The sequence below is a fragment of the Streptomyces sp. NBC_00986 genome, from assembly GCF_045162565.1.
In the GTDB taxonomy this organism is placed as follows: Bacteria; Actinomycetota; Actinomycetes; order Streptomycetales; family Streptomycetaceae; genus Streptomyces.
Window position 1 is genome coordinate 3,177,738 of the sequence record NZ_CP108733.1, and the last position, 15,737, is coordinate 3,193,474.

Annotated in this window: 11 protein-coding genes and 1 pseudogene; 3 read left to right on the plus strand and 9 right to left on the minus strand. The window is 70.6% G+C overall.

The window, feature by feature from the left end; genetic code table 11:
* Positions 1-7: 7 nt before the first annotated feature.
* The 4 genes and pseudogenes from erm to OG504_RS13890 all read right to left on the minus strand — a co-directional run bounded on the left by erm (position 8) and on the right by OG504_RS13890 (position 4,230).
* Positions 8-786 (minus strand): annotated as a pseudogene (gene erm / locus OG504_RS13875) (ErmE/ErmH/ErmO/ErmR family 23S rRNA (adenine(2058)-N(6))-methyltransferase).
* A gap of 347 nt (positions 787-1,133) precedes the next feature.
* The gene (locus OG504_RS13880) at positions 1,134-2,417 is read right to left on the minus strand and encodes an ABC transporter substrate-binding protein (RefSeq protein ID WP_405990106.1); all 1,284 of its coding nucleotides are present in this window, start codon (positions 2,415-2,417) and stop codon (positions 1,134-1,136) included.
* Positions 2,417-3,250 (minus strand): carbohydrate ABC transporter permease, encoded by an 834-nt coding sequence (locus OG504_RS13885; protein ID WP_405996330.1) that lies wholly within the window; start codon positions 3,248-3,250, stop codon positions 2,417-2,419. The genes OG504_RS13880 and OG504_RS13885 overlap by 1 nt, the downstream gene beginning before the upstream one ends.
* 44 nt (positions 3,251-3,294) lie before the next feature.
* Positions 3,295-4,230, minus strand: coding sequence for a carbohydrate ABC transporter permease (locus OG504_RS13890; RefSeq protein ID WP_405990107.1), 936 nt, complete (start codon positions 4,228-4,230; stop codon positions 3,295-3,297).
* Positions 4,231-4,401: 171 nt separating this feature from the next.
* On the opposite strand from OG504_RS13890, the gene OG504_RS13895 reads away from it, so the two are divergent.
* Complete coding sequence (locus OG504_RS13895; protein ID WP_405990108.1) at positions 4,402-5,265, plus strand: phosphotransferase enzyme family protein; 864 nt, start codon at positions 4,402-4,404, stop codon at positions 5,263-5,265.
* A gap of 104 nt (positions 5,266-5,369) precedes the next feature.
* Here OG504_RS13895 and OG504_RS13900 read toward each other — a convergent pair whose 3' ends face one another.
* The 4 genes from OG504_RS13900 to OG504_RS13915 all read right to left on the minus strand — a co-directional run bounded on the left by OG504_RS13900 (position 5,370) and on the right by OG504_RS13915 (position 9,749).
* The gene (locus tag OG504_RS13900; RefSeq protein WP_033281503.1) at positions 5,370-6,092 is read right to left on the minus strand and encodes a 3'-5' exonuclease; all 723 of its coding nucleotides are present in this window, start codon (positions 6,090-6,092) and stop codon (positions 5,370-5,372) included.
* 111 nt (positions 6,093-6,203) lie between these two features.
* The gene (locus OG504_RS13905; RefSeq protein WP_405990109.1) at positions 6,204-7,445 is read right to left on the minus strand and encodes an SAV2148 family HEPN domain-containing protein; all 1,242 of its coding nucleotides are present in this window, start codon (positions 7,443-7,445) and stop codon (positions 6,204-6,206) included.
* Between the two features lie 104 nt (positions 7,446-7,549).
* Positions 7,550-8,866 (minus strand): copper amine oxidase, encoded by a 1,317-nt coding sequence (locus tag OG504_RS13910; RefSeq protein WP_405990110.1) that lies wholly within the window; start codon positions 8,864-8,866, stop codon positions 7,550-7,552.
* A gap of 73 nt (positions 8,867-8,939) precedes the next feature.
* Positions 8,940-9,749 (minus strand): Tat pathway signal sequence domain protein, encoded by an 810-nt coding sequence (locus OG504_RS13915; RefSeq protein ID WP_405990111.1) that lies wholly within the window; start codon positions 9,747-9,749, stop codon positions 8,940-8,942.
* 198 nt (positions 9,750-9,947) lie between these two features.
* On the opposite strand from OG504_RS13915, the gene glgX reads away from it, so the two are divergent.
* Together glgX and treY are read left to right on the plus strand one after the other, a co-directional pair.
* Positions 9,948-12,065 (plus strand): glycogen debranching protein GlgX, encoded by a 2,118-nt coding sequence (glgX, locus tag OG504_RS13920; protein ID WP_405990112.1) that lies wholly within the window; start codon positions 9,948-9,950, stop codon positions 12,063-12,065.
* A 101-nt stretch (positions 12,066-12,166) separates the two neighbouring features.
* The gene (gene treY / locus OG504_RS13925) at positions 12,167-14,524 is read left to right on the plus strand and encodes a malto-oligosyltrehalose synthase (RefSeq protein ID WP_405990113.1); all 2,358 of its coding nucleotides are present in this window, start codon (positions 12,167-12,169) and stop codon (positions 14,522-14,524) included.
* On the opposite strand, the gene OG504_RS13930 is transcribed toward treY, so the two are convergent.
* On the minus strand, positions 14,521-15,618 hold the full coding sequence (locus OG504_RS13930; protein WP_405990114.1) for a cytochrome P450: 1,098 nt from the start codon (positions 15,616-15,618) through the stop codon (positions 14,521-14,523). The genes treY and OG504_RS13930 overlap by 4 nt on opposite strands.
* Positions 15,619-15,737 lie beyond the last annotated feature (119 nt).

The following is a 15,737-nucleotide window of genomic DNA, read 5'->3' on the forward strand; positions in this document are numbered from 1 at the left end:
AGCTCTTCTACGACGTCAGTTCCCTGTGCAGCCGCAGCCAGTGGCCCGGGGACACCTCGCCCACCAGGACGCATGGATCGAGCCGCGCCGCACGGAACGCGGCGTCCACGCGTCGTCTCGGGTGGGCCCGGCGCAGCGAGGCGTGCAGCGAGCCGCCGACCCCGGAGAAACCCAGCTCGACCAGGTGCCGCCAGTCGCGCAGCGCGGCCGGTTCGAGCAGCGGGGTCCGGCGCCGTTCGATCCGTACGATCCCGGCGTCGACGCGCGGCACGGGACGGAACCGGCGCCGGTCCACCCGGCCGACCAGTCGCCACTCGTGGCGGGGCCAGCTGCGGACCGTCAGCAGGGTCCAACTGCCGTAGTCCCCGGTGCGTTTGCGGGCGTACTCCAGTTGGGTGAGCAGGGTGGCGTCGGTGAGGGCGGGGGCGCGCAGACACCAGTCGACGATGTCGGCGGTGCGGGAGAACGGCACGTTTCCGGCGACGGCGAACGGGGTGCGTGGGGGTCGGGTGTCCATGAAGTCCCCGGCAATTACCTGTACTTGGGGTGTGGTGGAGAAGCGGGTGCGGAGTTTCGGCACGAGGCGGGGGTCGATCTCGTGGGCGTGGAGTTCGTGACAGTGGGGGGCGAGTTTCGCCGTCAACGCGCCTTTTCCTGCGCCTACTTCGAGGAGGAGCGGACGTGGCGTCCGTGTGGGACGGCCAGGCGGGCTACGTATTCGGCGGTGGCGCGGTCGGCCAGGAAGTTCTGCGAGAGCGCGCGGGAAACGTGGGTGGGGCGGGCCATGGCCTGCGGTCCTTGTCTTCCGTGAAGGGCATACGGGCAGACGAAGGCCCCGACCGGAAGAAAGGGAGAAGCTTCAGCGGGCGTGCATGCCCGGGCCGGTCAGGGCACCGGGGCTGCGGCGGATGCGGATCGCATACGTGCAGCTCCGGCCGAGACCGGAGTTGATGATCGCGTTCGCGGCGGACATGGGATCACGCTAGGTGGCGGGGTTGGGGTGGGGCAACGGGGTTTTGTGGAGGGGAGCGCCATCTGGGGAGGGGGTGCGGTTGTTTGGCGGGTGCGGGTGCGATGTGGCTGGTCGCGCGGTTCCCCGCGCCCCTATGGGGCGCTCCCCTGGAGGGCGCCTCTCAGCGTTGGTATCTCGCCAGGACCAAGTTGCCGTCCTTCTGTAGGCGTTGGCGTAGGTCGGTCAGGGTGATCGCTCCGCTGTAGTACTCCTGGAATGCCGGGGTTGCCACCTTGTCCTTCCACTCGGGGTAGCCGCGTACGGACTGTGCGGGTGCTGAGGCGAGGTCGGTGGCGAGTGCCGTACCGGTTGCCCAGTCGTCCTTGGTGGTGTGCAGGGCCGGGGACCTGAGGGCCTGCGTGCCTGTGGGGAGCATCCAGTCGCCCAGGGCCAGGCGGACCATGTTCTTGGGCTGGAGGAGGAAGTCGACGAACTCGGCGGCCTGCTTCTTGTGGGGGCTGTCCTCGGCGATGGACAGGGTCTGTGGGCTGACACCCTGGGTGAGACCGTCGGCGCCGGACGGGGCGGGCAGGACCTGCCAGTCGAAGCCCTTGGGGGCCTGCTGCACGATCTGTTGGCGGTAGGAGAAGCCGAGCGGGATCATCGCGTACTTGCCGCCGAAGAACCCGGGAAGCGTGTCCGAGCCGCCGCTGCCGAGGGTCGTGGGTGAGGCGCTGTGGTCCACGTTCACCTGGTCGTGGATCGTGCGGGGGACGACCTGATCGGCCTTGTCGAAGCGAACGGTCACCTTGCCGTCCGTACCCCGGTGGAACAGCTCGCCGCCCGTCGACAGCGACAGGTTGAGCGTCGCGGACACCGGCTCCTTGAGCGGCCAGGCCACGCCGTACTTGCCGTTGCCGCTCAGCCGCCGGGTGATGTCCCTGAACTCGGGCCAGGTCCAAGGGTGTTCGGGGGTCGGGATGCGTACGTGCGCCTTCTTCAGCCAGGCGGCGTTGGCGATGAGTACCCGGGGCTCCTGGAGGAACGGCACGCCGTAGACGCCGTTCCCGAAGGTCGCCGTATCCCAACTGCGTTGTGGGATCTCGGACTTGAGGCGGGCGGGGAGCAGGTTCCGGAGGTCGGCGAGGTAGCCGCCGTAGGCGAAGTCCGCGAGGTCGTCGGAGGCGTCGTGGATGATGTCAGGGGCCTCGCCGCCCTCGAAGGAGGTGAGGAGTTGGTCGTGGACGCTGTCCCAACTGCCCTGCACGTACTCGACCTTGACGTCCGGGTGGGTGGCGTTCCACTCCTTCACCAGTTCCTTGTTGGCGGTGACGGACTCGTCCTGCCAGGCCAGGGACTGGAAGCGGAGGGTGATTCGGCCGGGCGTGGAGCCGTTTCCGCCGCCGCTCGTGCAGCCGGCGAGGAGCAGGGTCAGGACCAGGGCGAGGATCCAGCGGGGGCGCATCAGTTCTTCACCGCCCCGGTCAACATGCCTCCGGTGATGCGGCGTTGGATCAGGGCGAAGACGAGGAGTGAGGGCAGGGTCGCGAGGAACGCTGCGGCGGCCAGTGGACCCAGGTCGGCCACGCCCTCCGCGCCGATGAAGTGGGTGAGGACGACCGGGAGGGTCTGTTTCTCCGGGGTCTTGAGGAGGACCAGCGCGAAGAAGAACTCGTTCCACGCGGTGACGAACGCGAAGAGCGCCGTCGCCACGATTCCCGGCGCGAGCAGAGGTGCCGTGACCGATACGAGTGTGCGGAGCCTCCCGGCGCCGTCGACCGCCGCCGCTTCCTCCAACTCCGGTGGTACCGCCCGGACATAGCCGACCAGCATCCACAGCGCGAACGGCAGCGACCAGACGACGTAGACGAGCACCAGCCCGGCCAGGGAGTCGATCAGCCGCAGGTTCTTCAGCACCAGGAACAGCGGGATGATCACCAGCACGAACGGGAACGCCTGGCTGACCACCACCCACCCGGTCACTGCCCGCGCGAGCAGTGTCCGGCGCCGGGCCATGACCCACGCCATCGGTGTCGCGATCACCACGGCGATCAGCGCGGCTCCGAACGCCGCGAGCAGGGAGTTCAACGCGGCGTGCAGCAGCGGCTGTTCGTCGAAGGCCTGGCGGAAGTTGGCGAGGGTGGGGTGCCTCGGGATCCAGGTGGGGTGCAGACTGCCCAGCTCGCGCGGGGACTTGAACGCGGTGGAGATCAGCCAAAGGAGCGGGAAGGCGAGGAAGACGAGGTACGCGAGCAGGGCCACGTACTGTCCGGCGCGGGCCCCGGTGCTGGTCCTCATGCCGGACGTGGCGTTGGTCCGCGTACCGGACTTTGCGCTGGTCCTCATGCGTCGTCCCCTCCCCTCAACCTGCCCACGAGGAAGACGGCCAGGAGCACCGAGATCACCGCGACCATCACGCACCCCATCGCCGCCGCATAGCCGAACTGGCCGTAGCGGAAGGCCTCTTCGTAGGCGAAGAGCATGGGCAGCCGGGTCCGGCCGCCGGGTCCGCCGTTGGTCAGGACGTAGACCAGGGCGAACGAGTTGAAGTTCCAGATCAGGTTGAGCGCCGTGATCGCCAGCGCCACCGGTCTGAGGGCGGGCCAGGTGACCGTGCGGAAGCGGCGCCAGGCTCCGGCGCCGTCGACGGCCGCCGCCTCGTGGAGTTCGCGCGGGGTGTTCTGCAGTCCGGCGAGCAGGGCGACCGTCGTCTGGGGCATGCCGGCCCAGACGCCGACGACGATCACGGCGGGCAGCGCGGTCGTCAGACTGCTCAGCCAGTCCCGGCCGTTGCCGAGGCCGAGGTCGTGCAGGGTCTCGTTGAGGATGCCCGCGTCCGGGTTGTAGACGATGCGCCACATGATGCCCACGACGACCTCGGGCATCGCCCACGGGACGATCGCCAGCGCCCGGGCGAGCCAGCGCATCCGCAGGTCCTGGTTGAGGAGGAGGGCGAGGCCGAGGGCGAGCAGGAACTGGGGGACGGTCACGCCGATCGCCCACACCAGCCCGATCCGGAACGACTCCCAGAACAGCGTGTCGTGCAGCAGGTCCCGAAAGTTGAGACCGCCGATCCATTGCGTGGGCGCGGTGCGGCCCGACTGGGAGTCGGTGAAGGCCAGCAGGATTCCGTAGAGGAGGGGTCCTACGCTGAGCACGAGGATCGGGATCAGGGCGGGTAGGACCAGGAACCAGGCCGCGTGGTCGGGGGCGCGTCGCTGTCGGTCGCGGCTCGGCGCGCGGCTCGGTGGTCTCCGCGCCTCCGTCACCGATGTCATGGAATCAGCCCCTTTGCACGGCCCGGTCGGGCCCCGTCATGGTCGTGAACACGTCGTGCCTCGTCAAGGCACCTCGCACGCCGTCCCACCTGTGCGAATGGGACACTGGCCGTCGGATGGCGGGAACCCGACGCCGTACGCACACGCACAGGGATCACTCGGAGGCGGACGATGGACGAGGCACGGGCCCGGGACGTACTGGCCGCGGCGGACGTACTGCCCGGTGCGACGCGGGACGCGCGGCTCCTCGCCCTCGGGGAGAACGCGGTGTTCGCCGCCGGTGACCTGGTCGTCAAGGTGGGCCGTGACGCCGAACTCCTCGACCGCGCCCGGCGCGAGCTGGATGTCGCGCTCTGGCTCGCCGAGGCCGGCGTCCCCGCGGTGCGGGCCGCGGAGCCGAAGGCGCGCCTGGTCGAGGGGCACCCGGTGACGGTGTGGCACCGGCTGGCCGATTCCGTACGCCCGGCCGAGCCCCGGGATTTGGCCGAACTGCTACGCCTCGTCCACGCGCTCCCCGCCCCGTCCTTCGACCTTCCGCCCCGCGAGCTGCTGGGCGGTGTGGAGCGCTGGCTGCGGCTCGCGGGTGACGCGATCGATCCGGCGGACGCGGCGTATCTGCGGGAGCGGCGGGACGGTTTCGCGGCGGCCGCGGCCGCGCTTACGCCGCACCTGCCGCCTGGGCCGATTCACGGTGACGCGTTGCCCCGCAATGTGCATGTCGGGCCGGACGGGGCGGTGCTGGTCGATCTGGAGACCTTCTCCTCGGATCTCCGTGAGCACGACCTGGTGGTGATGGCCCTTTCCCGCGACCGGTATGCCTTTCCGGCTCGGGCCTATGACTCGTTCGTCGAGGCGTACGGGTGGGATGTGCGGGCGTGGGACGGGTGCGGGGTGCTGCGCGGTGCCCGGGAGACGGCCAGCTGTGCCTGGGTTGCTCAGCATGCGCCGAGCAATCCTGAGGCGCTTGTTGAGTTTCGGCGGCGGGTGGGGTCGTTGCGGGACGGGGACGAGACGGTGCGGTGGTTTCCGTTCTGAGCGCCTATTGAACGGGGCCGATAGGTATTCGGGCGACTGACGGTCGTCTGTGGCCGGTCGCGCAGTTCCCCGCGCCCCTTTGGGGCGCTGCCCGAGCCGCGGATCTAGACCGTTTCGTCTTCCAGTTCGCGCAGCGGCCATGTGCCGTCGACGACCGCGTCCTGGTCGCCCTTGCGGCGTAGGAAGCTTTGGAAGTCGGCGGCCCATTCCGCGTACCACTCGATCTGGCGGCGGTGGAGCTCGGCGGGGCCGAGGGCGGCGACCTTGGGGTGGCGGTCGGCTATCGCGCCGGCCAGGCGGGCGGCGGCGAGGGCGTCGGCGGAGGCGTCGTGCGCGGAGTCGAGGACCACGCCGTACTCCTGGCAGACCGCTTCGAGGTTGCGCTTGCCGCGGCGATAGCGGTCCACGGAGCGGTCGATCGTGTACGGGTCGATGACCGGGGCGGGGTCGGTGCCGCCCAACCGGTCGCGCAGGGACGGCAGTCCGTGCCGGCGCAGCTCGGCGGAGAGCAGGGTCAGGTCGAAGGCCGCGTTGTAGGCGACGACCGGGACGCCCGTCTTCCAGTACGTCACGAGGACGTCCGCGATCGACTCGGCGACCTGGTCGGCGGGGCGGCCCTCGGTGGTGGCCCGTTCGTTCGTGATGCCGTGCACCGCGACGGCGTCCGCCGGGATCTCCACGCCCGGATCGGCCAGCCACTCCTTGCGGCCTATCGGGCGTCCGCCCCTGACCTCGATGACCGCGCCCGTGACGATGCGCGCCTCGCGCGGCTCGGTCCCCGTCGTCTCCAGGTCGAAGCCGATGAGCAGCTCCTGGTGCCAGGCCATGACGGCCCCCCTTCTCGGTGGTGCTTTCCCCCAGTGGTCTCCACGATCGCATGAGCCACTGACAATCCGATGACCGCGTTCCGCTTAGCCGTGGACCGGGCCTCGGACAGGTCAGGACACCGGTCGCGAATCCGCCCACATCTGCTCGAACTCGTCGCGATAGATGGGGAAAAGTGCGCTGTCATCCATTTCGTCCGACTTGACCAGTCGACTGCCGTTCCGCAGCACCAGCACCGGTGCCTCCATGCCGCGGCTTCGGCGCAGATAGGACTGCACGACGGCTATGCCGTCCGTGCCGTCGCCGTCGACGAGGTACGCCGTGAAGCGGGGTGTCTCGTCGAAGACCTGGATCTCGAAGGCCGCGGGGTCGCGCAGCCGGGACCGCACCCGCCGCATGTGCAGGATGTTCATCTCGACGGCGCGGCTCAACTCGCCCCGCTTGATGCCGAGTTCACGCTCGCGCCGCTTCACCGCGCTGGAGGCGGGGTTGAGGAACAGCAGCCGTACCCGGCAGCCCGACTCGGCGAGGCGGACCAGCCGGCGGCCGGAGAAGTTCTGCACGAGCAGGTTGAGGCCGATGCCGATGGCGTCGACCCTGCGGGCCCCACCGAAGATGTCCTCGGCCGGGAACTGCCGCATCAGCCGCACCCGGTCGGGGTGGACGGCGACCACGTCGGCGAACCGGTCGCCGATGAGTTCCTCGACCGCGTCGACGGGCAGCCGGCGCGCGGAGGGCACGTCGCTGCCGGCGCCGAGGGTCTCCAGGAGTTTCGCGGAGGCCCGCTCGGCCTGGTTGAGGACGGCCTCGGACAGGGCGCGGTTGCGGGAGACGACGTTGCGGGTCACCTCCAGTTCGTCCAGGGCGAGTTCGACGTCGCGGCGCTCGTCGAAGTACGGCTCGAAGCACGGCCAGTGCTGCACCATCAGCTCACGCAGCTGCGGCAGGGTCAGGAAACTGAGGACGTTGTCGTCGGCCGGGTCGAGCAAGTAGCCCTTGCGGCGGCTGACTTCGCGGACGGCGACCGCGCGCTGCACCCACTCCTGGCCGGCCGGTCCGGCCGCGGCGACCACCCACTCGTCGCCGTGGACGGGTTCGTAGATGGGACGCAGAACAGCGGCCACGACCGCGCGCAGCCGCTGTTCGACGAGGTTCAGCCAGATGTAGGCGCGGCCGGCTCGTTGGGCGCGCGTACGCACCTCGCGCCAGGCGTCGGCGTCCCAGTCCAGCTCCGGACCGATGGATCCAGCCGCGTCCATCGGACGTGCCAGGGACACCGCGCCGGGCGGGACTTCTGCGGAGTTCCCCTCGTGACCCTCGTCACCAGGGGGCAACTCCAGCCCTCCCGAGCCCACCCGTGCACCGCCTTCCGCTCCCCCGAGCTCTCCCCAGTCTCAACGATCAAGGAAGGGTACTCCGGGACCGGTCGGCGGTGCAGCCGGATGGACAGGGTCGTTTCTCAACTTCCGCCGTTCACATTGCCGTTCTGGTTCGCGAGGGCGGGCGGAGTGAGCGGATTCATAGCGGTGACGTCACGCGGGGCGATGGAGAATCCCTGCCAGTGGACCGGCATCGGCTGCTGGTCCTCGTCGCGGGCGATGTGGTGGAAGCCGACGTTCACCCAGACCACGGGGTGGGTGAGGGTCTGTCCGTTGACCCACTTGTCGACCTGCTTCGGGTGCCCCGCACCGCAGTTGGGCAGGTTGTCGCTGGCGAACTGCTCGCACTTGTTGTACTCGGTGAAGTACACGTCGTGCTGGGTGAAGCTGCGGCCCGGGTACTTGGTGGTGGGGCCGGGGACTATCTCGTAGGACCGGGCGTGCTTGTCCTTGTTCTTGCCGGTCGCGCTGACGATGCGCCACCAGCGCATGTTCTTCGCGTCGCCCGCGAGTTCCTTGGTGACCTTGGTCAACGTGGTCTTGTTGGTGGGGGTGTTGGCGCCGTGCGTGGTGACGGCGGAGTCGTACTGCTCGACGCGGCCCTTGGAGGAGCCGTCGAGCGCGAAGTCCAACTTCCAGAAGACGTCGTGCTGGTGGCTCGTCGCGTACGCCGTGGCGCCCTTACCGAGCGGCCAGCCGCGGCCGTCGCCCGCGTCGTAGTCGTAGGGCGAAAGGCTGCCGGTGGCACCGACGTTCATGTTGATGGTGCCGTCGTCCTGGAAGCGCCACTCGGTGATGTACTCGTACCAGCCGACCTGGTTGACCGTGTAGACGAGGAAGTCCTTGCCCTGGGTCTGGAAGACCTTGTTGGCGCTGTCGCCCTGCATGCGGAAGGCGTGGCCGCGCGAACGGGTCGTCGTACAGAGGCCCTTGACGTTCGGGTGGGCCGGGTCGATGGCGTCGGGGACCTTGACGGTCTTGATGGTGCCGCCGGGGCACTCGCCGGGCGCCATGTTCATCAGGCCCGTGCCGAAGCCGTACTGGGTGAGGTCGCTGTACTCGTTCTTGCCGTCGTCGTACGGGACGTGGATCTGGGCGAGCTTGGCGTCGGCGAGCACCTTGATGGGGGTGGCCTGGCCGGGCGGCTGGTAGGAGATGTTCTCCAGGACGAGGCCGGCCTCGCGCTCGTAGTGCCAGCACATCCGCCAGGTGGTGCCGGTGGAGAGCTTCTGCTCGATGGTGTAGGCGGCGCTGCACCCGGGTGCGGCGGCGGCCGGGGCGGCCTTCGGCTGGGCGACGGCCGGTCCCGCGCCGGCCGTGGCACCGGCGGCCAGGGTGGCGAGGGCGAGCCCGACGGCCCCCCGCCTGCGGGCACGGCTGATTCTGTTGACGCGCATGAAGAAGTGACTCCCTTACAGGAGAAGCAAGTTGGGACAGTGGACGAGGAACCGCGCGACGGGCGCGGCCGGTTCAGCCGGTGAGCTTGCCGACCTTGCGGGCGCTCAGGTCGACGACGAAGTCACGGGCGTCGATCCACGGCCCGTTCTTCACCTTCGGGAACAGCCGCACGCAGCGGTGGTCGCCGCACTGGTCGAGGTCTCCGGACTGCCGTCCCGGCGTGGCCTTGTAGACCATGGCCATCAGCAACAGCTGGTCGGGCGAGGTGAGTTCGTTGCCGGTGGCGTCCTTGTAGTCGGCCTTCAGGCCCGCGCCCAGCGGGCTGGCGAGCAGCAGCTCGGCCGCCTCGACGTCCTCGGCATGGCTCGCCGGCGGCTGCACCCCGTGCTGGGTGCCGGTCTGTTCGACCTTGCCGGTGTCGAGGTTGACGGTCTTGGTGACGACCGTGTCGTCCTTGTAGTCGTAGAACGTCACGTCCGCGCGGCGCGGCGCGTTCGGGTTGTCCAGCTCGCTCGTCTCGGGGTCGGCGAGTTGCACGTCGAGGCGCTGCGGTCCGCGCTTGCCGTCCACGTTCTCACTGGAGTTGAGGAACTGCTGGTTCACCGCGATCCGCTCGACGCGCTTGGTCTCGTCGTCGGTGAGCGGGTCGCGGCCCGTGCCCTTCTCGCCCTCGGCGGGGGCCTGTTGCACCACTCCGGGTGCCGCGCCCTGTCCGTCGGCCGCCTGCTGCTGGGCTGATCCGGCGGCCTTGCCGGTGCCGCCCGACTCGTCGGCCCCCGCCGTGCCCGGCAGGGTGACGGCGACCATCACGGCGGTCCCGGCCACCGCTATGGCCGTACCCGCCACCACTTTGCCCAGGTGGCGGTGCACTGTCCTTCGCACATTTCCCCCTACTCCCCCTGGGCCCTTCCCCGGACCGCTGGGAGTGGTGTGTGTCGCACTTCCTTCGGGATACGGCATACGTCGTATCCACTGGTCATTTGGTAAGAGGGACGTAAGTCATAGGTGGTTCCCTCACTTTCGGGGAGACTCATGGCCAAGGCGCCCCGGTGGCGGGGCCCGGCTGAAAGAGTCGTGACCATGCAGGTCTGGCCTGGAGAGGCGTATCCACTCGGTGCCACGTACGACGGCGCCGGCACCAACTTCGCGGTCTTCACGGAGGCCGCGGACCGAGTAGAGCTGTGTCTGCTGCACGACGACGGCTCGGAGACGGCGGTGGAACTGCGCGAGAGCGACGCTTTCGTGCGGCACGCGTACGTGCCCGGCATCATGCCCGGACAGCGGTACGGCTTCCGCGCGCACGGCCCGTACGCCCCCGAGCGCGGCCAGCGGTGCAACTCCGCGAAGCTGCTGCTCGACCCGTACGCGAAGGCGGTCAGCGGATCGATCGCCTGGGGCGAGGAGGTGTACGGCTACCACTTCGACGCGCCCGACAAGCGCAACGACCTGGACTCGGCGCCGCACACCATGACGTCGGTCGTGGTCAACCCGTACTTCGACTGGGGCGACGACCGGCTGCCCCGGCACGGATACCACGAAACCGTGCTCTACGAGGCCCACGTCAAGGGCCTCACGATGCAACACCCGGGACTGCCGGAGGAGTTGCGCGGCACGTACGCGGCGCTCGCGCATCCGGCGGTCATCGAGCACCTGGTGGAGCTGGGGGTGACCGCCCTGGAGCTGATGCCGGTGCACCAGTTCGTGAACGACCACCGGCTTGTCGACATGGGGCTGAACAACTACTGGGGCTACAACACGATCGGTTTCTTCGCCCCGCACAACGCGTACGCCTCCTGGGGCGACCGCGGCCAGCAGGTCCTGGAGTTCAAGTCGGCGGTGCGGGCGCTGCACGAGGCCGGTATCGAGGTCATCCTGGACGTCGTCTACAACCACACCGCCGAGGGCAACCACCTGGGGCCGACGCTGTCCTTCAGGGGCCTCGACAATCCCTCGTACTACCGGCTGGCTGAGGACCCCCGCTACTACATGGACACCACGGGGACGGGCAACTCGCTCCTCATGCGGTCCCCGCACGTGCTCCAGCTGATCATGGACTCGCTGCGCTACTGGGTCACCGAGATGCACGTCGACGGCTTCCGCTTCGACCTCGCGGCCACCCTGGCACGGCAGTTCCACGAGGTGGACCGCCTGTCGTCGTTCTTCGACCTCGTGCAGCAGGACCCGGTGGTCTCCCAGGTGAAGCTGATCGCGGAGCCCTGGGACGTCGGCGAGGGCGGCTACCAGGTGGGCAACTTCCCGCCCCTGTGGACCGAGTGGAACGGCAAGTACCGCGACACCGTGCGGGATCTGTGGCGGGGCGAAGGCCGGGCGCTCGCGGAGTTCGCGTCCCGGCTGACCGGCTCGTCCGACCTCTACCAGGACGACGGCCGCCGTCCCCTGGCGTCCATCAACTTCGTGACCTGCCACGACGGGTTCACGCTGAACGACCTGGTGTCGTACAACGACAAGTACAACCAGGCCAACGGCGAGGACAACCGTGACGGTGAGAGCCACAACCGGTCCTGGAACTGCGGGGCCGAAGGTGACACCGACGACCCGGTCGTCCTGGCGCTGCGCGAGCGGCAGAAGCGCAACTTCATCGCCACGCTGATGCTGTCCCAGGGTGTGCCGATGGTCAGCCACGGGGATGAGTTCGCGCGCACCCAGAAGGGCAACAACAACGCGTACTGCCAGGACAGCGAGCTGGCCTGGGTGAAGTGGCCCGAGAGCGACGGCGATTCGTCGGAGCTGCTGGCCTTCACGCGCGCGTTGGTGTGGCTGCGCAAGGAGCATCCCGTGTTCCGGCGCCGGCGGTTCTTCCACGGGCGGCCCGTGGAGGGCACCCACGACGAGTTGTCGGACATCGCATGGTTCACCCCGGAGGGCAAGGAGATGACCCAGCGGGACTGGGACTCGGCGCAGGCGTCCGCGCTGTCGGTGTTCCTGAACGGCAACGCCATCTCGGAGCCCGGTCAGCGCGGGGAGCGGATCGCCGACGACTCCTTCCTGATGATGTTCAACGCCTCTCCTGAGACGCTGGAATTCGTCGTCCCGGTCAATCACGGCCGCCAGTGGGAGGTGATCGTGGACACGGGCCGCCCGGAGGGCGTGCCGGCGGGCACCGGCGCGAAGGTGAAGGCCGGTGACCGGCTGACCCTGGTGGACCGCAGCATGACGGTGCTGCAACGGCCCACCTAGAAGGAGCACGGTCGGCCGGCCGGACACGCGGTCGGCCGATCAGCGGACCGGATGCGGGAGTCGATGACACGAAAGACGGCCGGGCGGGTACGTAGGTCTGCATGACACCTGAGCGACCCGACCCGGCAGTGCCCACGGCCACCTACCGGCTGCAGCTGCAGCCCGAGTTCCCGTTCACGGCGGCAGCGGCGGCCGTGCCGTACCTGGCGTCGCTCGGCGTCTCGCACCTGCACCTGTCCCCCGTCCTGGAGTCAGTCCCGGGCTCGACGCACGGCTACGACGTCGTCGACCACGCGCGCGTACGGGACGAACTCGGCGGCGAGGACGGCCTGCGGGCCCTCGCGCGCACCGCGCGGGAGCACGGTCTCGGTCTCGTGGTGGACATCGTCCCGAACCACATGGCGATGTCCCCGCGCCACAACCACGCCCTGTGGGAGGTGCTCCGAGAGGGCCCCAAGTCGCCGTACGCGCGCTGGTTCGACATCGACTGGGAGGCCCAGGACGGGCAGGTGCTGCTGCCGGTGCTGGGCGGTCCCGTCGGCGCGGAGCTGGAGCACCTGGAGGTCGACGGTGACGTCCTGCGCTACTACGACCACGTCTTCCCGCTGCGGGAGGGCACCGCGGAGCTGCCGCTGCCGCGGCTCCTGGACGCACAGTGGTACCGCCCGGTGTGGTGGCGGCTGGCCCGCACCGAGCTCAACTACCGGCGCTTCTTCAGCATCTCGGAGCTGATCGGGGTGCGCGTCGAGGACCCGGAGGTCTTCGACGCCACCCACGCGAAGATGCTGCAACTGCTGCACGAGGGCGTCGTCGACGGCCTGCGCGTCGACCACCCAGACGGCCTCGCCGACCCCGACGACTACCTCCAGACGCTGCACGAGGCGACCGGCGGCCGCTGGACGGTCGTCGAGAAGATCCTCGCGGACGGGGAGCGCCTGCCGGCGTCCTGGCCCGTCGCGGGCACCACCGGCTACGACGCCCTCCGGCAGGTCGACGGCCTGTTCACGGACCCGGCGGGCGCCGGTGAACTCCTGGGCCAGTACCGGAGGTTCGCGGCCCCGCAGACCGACCGGGGCGGGCAGTGGGAGGCGACGGTACGGCGGGCGGCGTACAAGGTGCTCACGCACGAACTGGTCGCCGAGATGAACCGGCTGACCCGGGTCGCGGCCCGCCTCTGTGCCACGTCCCCGGACCCCGCGCTGCGCGACCGGGCCCCCTGGGCGCTGCGGACCGCGCTGCTGGAGCTGCTGGTCCGCCTGGAGGTGTACCGGCCGTACACCTCGGGCGACACGGCTGCCGTCGTCACCGAGGAGGCGGCGGCCGAGGCCCGGCAGGCGTTCGTCGTCCCGGAGGAGGCGGGCGCCGTCGACGTCGTACGGGAGCTGCTGCTGGGGCGGTACGGGGACGGGCCCGAGCAGGTGGAGTTCCGGACGCGGTTCGCGCAGACCTCGTCCGCGCTGCGGGCCAAGTCCGTGGAGGACACGGCCTTCTACCGCTATGTGCCGCTGCTGTCGGCGACCGAGGTGGGCGGGAACCCGGGCAGCCCCGCGGTGTCCCCGGATGACTTCCACGCGTACTGCGCGCGCGTGCAGCGCGACTGGCCCGCCATGGGCACGGTGTTGTCGACCCACGACACCAAGCGCAGTGCCGACGTACGGGCCGCGCTGGCCGTGCTCACCGAGGTACCGGAGCGCTGGGCGGACGTGCTGGCCGAGGTGACCCGCACCGGCGAGGGCGCGCCGGACGCTCAACTGGCGTGGGCGGCCTGGCAGACGGTGTTCGGGCTCGGCCCGGCGGACGCGGAGCGCGTCCAGGAGGCCCTGCTGAAGCATGTGCGCGAGGCGGGCCTGTACACGAGCTGGACGGAGCAGGAGCCGCCGTACGAGAAGGCGGTGGCTGCGTTCGTCGCGGCGGGCCCGTGCGGGGCGCCCGGCGAGCACGTGACCGCGTTGCGCACGGCACTGGATCCGCACATCCGGGCCAACATGCTGGGCGCCGCCCTGGTCCAGCTGACGATGCCCGGCGTACCGGACCTCTACCAGGGCACGGAGACCGAGTACCTGGCCCTGGTCGACCCCGACAACCGCCGCCCGGTGCCGTTCCCGCCGCCGCACCCCGGCGACAAGGGCGCGCTCACGGCCGCCGCGCTACGGCTGCGGGCCCGGCGCCCCGAGGTCTTCGGGGACGCGGCGACGTACGCCCCGCTGACGGCACAGGGCCCGGCGGCGGCGCACTGCGTGGCGTTCGCGCGCTCGGGGGCCGTGGTCACGGCGGTGACCCGGCTGTCGGCGCGGCTCGCGGAGGCGGGTGGCTGGCGCGACACCGTGCTGCCGCTGCCGCCGGGGCGATGGGCCGATGTGCTGGCTCCGGAGCGGGAGTTCACGGGGCACGCGCGCGTGGACGACGTTTTCGGGGAGTTGCCGGTGGTCCTGTTGGAGCGGGTGGGCGAGAGCCACTAGCGGGTGCGGACCCTGAGGATCTTGGGCGAGCGCCGGACCAGGTCCTCAGGCGCCGTCCGGGCGCCCTCTGCGCGGCGAAGGCCCGGCAGGGCGGCCAGCAGGGCCCGCAGACCGTGTTCGGCCGTGAGCCGGGCGAGCAGGGCCTCGGAGGTGGTGCGGCGCCCGGTGCCGTGGCCGAGCGGGCCGGGGTCGGCGCGGAAGGCGTCGTAGCGGTCGGGGTCGGTGAAGCGCTCGGGGTCGCGGCCGGCGGCGCCGAGCAGGCAGGCGACGGTGGCCCCGGCGGGGATCGCGCCGACGGGTTCGACGGCCCTGCGCAGCACGAGGTGCAGCGGCGGATCGCGGCGCAGGGACTCCGCCCAGGCTCCGGCCGTGAGCTCGGGACGGGCGCGGAGGACCTCCAACTGACCCGGATGGTCAAGGAGGTTGGCGAGGAACGAAGCCAGCGCCCGCGCGGTGGTCTCGCCCGCCGCGCCGAGCAGCGTGCCCACCAGCCCCGTAACGGTCTCGTCGGACCGCGCGGCGCACAGGACGGACAGCAGGTCACCGCCCGGGTGAGCGCGGCGCCGGGCCGTCAACGGGCGCAGGAAGACGCCCAGTTCGGAACGCCCGCCCCCGGAGGGACCGAGTCCCGTGCGGCACCAGCAGTGCACGCGCGCGGTCTCCTCGTACGGCAGCCCGAGCGCGGCCACGACCGTCGCGGTGGGCAGCCAGTCGCAGAACTCGGCCACCAGGTCGGCCTCCTCACGCGCGGCCAGCCTGCGGGCGAGGACATGGGCGCCGCGTTCGACGGCGGCGGTCAGGGCGTCCAGCGCGGGCCCGCGCAGCGCCCGGTCGAGGAGTTGGTCGGCCTCGGGCGCGGCCGGTTCGCCGGGCACGGGGACGAGCCGCGGGTCGGCGAGCGCGGCGCGGACGTCGTCGTAGCGGCTGACGAGCCAGGCGCCGAAGGGCTCGTCGTACACCAGGGGGTAGTGCGTGCGGAGGAGGCGGTAGAGCGGATACGGGTCCCGTACGGCCGTCCGCAGGCTCGGTGGGCCCGGTGGGCGGGCCGGGGTGCCCGCGGTCCGCGTGACGAGCACGTCCGTGAGACACAGCACCGCCGTCCGCTCCCGTGGTCGTCACTCCGCCCCGCGCCGTGGGGCGCGCGGCCGGTCGTCCGCGCCATGCGCACACGCGGCTGCCTCCAGCCGACCACCGCACCGCGCGGGACGCAGCC

What these genes read in the sequence shown, in the direction of transcription:
- OG504_RS13880 (WP_405990106.1), bottom strand. Translation starts at nt 2,417, where the DNA reads ATGCGCCCCCGCTGGATCCTCGCCCTGGTCCTGACCCTGCTCCTCGCC.
- OG504_RS13885 (WP_405996330.1), bottom strand. Translation starts at nt 3,250, where the DNA reads ATGAGGACCAGCACCGGGGCCCGCGCCGGACAGTACGTGGCCCTGCTC.
- OG504_RS13890 (WP_405990107.1), bottom strand. Translation starts at nt 4,230, where the DNA reads ATGACATCGGTGACGGAGGCGCGGAGACCACCGAGCCGCGCGCCGAGC.
- OG504_RS13895 (WP_405990108.1), top strand. Translation starts at nt 4,402, where the DNA reads ATGGACGAGGCACGGGCCCGGGACGTACTGGCCGCGGCGGACGTACTG.
- OG504_RS13900 (WP_033281503.1), bottom strand. Translation starts at nt 6,092, where the DNA reads ATGGCCTGGCACCAGGAGCTGCTCATCGGCTTCGACCTGGAGACGACG.
- OG504_RS13910 (WP_405990110.1), bottom strand. Translation starts at nt 8,866, where the DNA reads ATGCGCGTCAACAGAATCAGCCGTGCCCGCAGGCGGGGGGCCGTCGGG.
- glgX (WP_405990112.1), top strand. Translation starts at nt 9,948, where the DNA reads ATGCAGGTCTGGCCTGGAGAGGCGTATCCACTCGGTGCCACGTACGAC.
- treY (WP_405990113.1), top strand. Translation starts at nt 12,167, where the DNA reads ATGACACCTGAGCGACCCGACCCGGCAGTGCCCACGGCCACCTACCGG.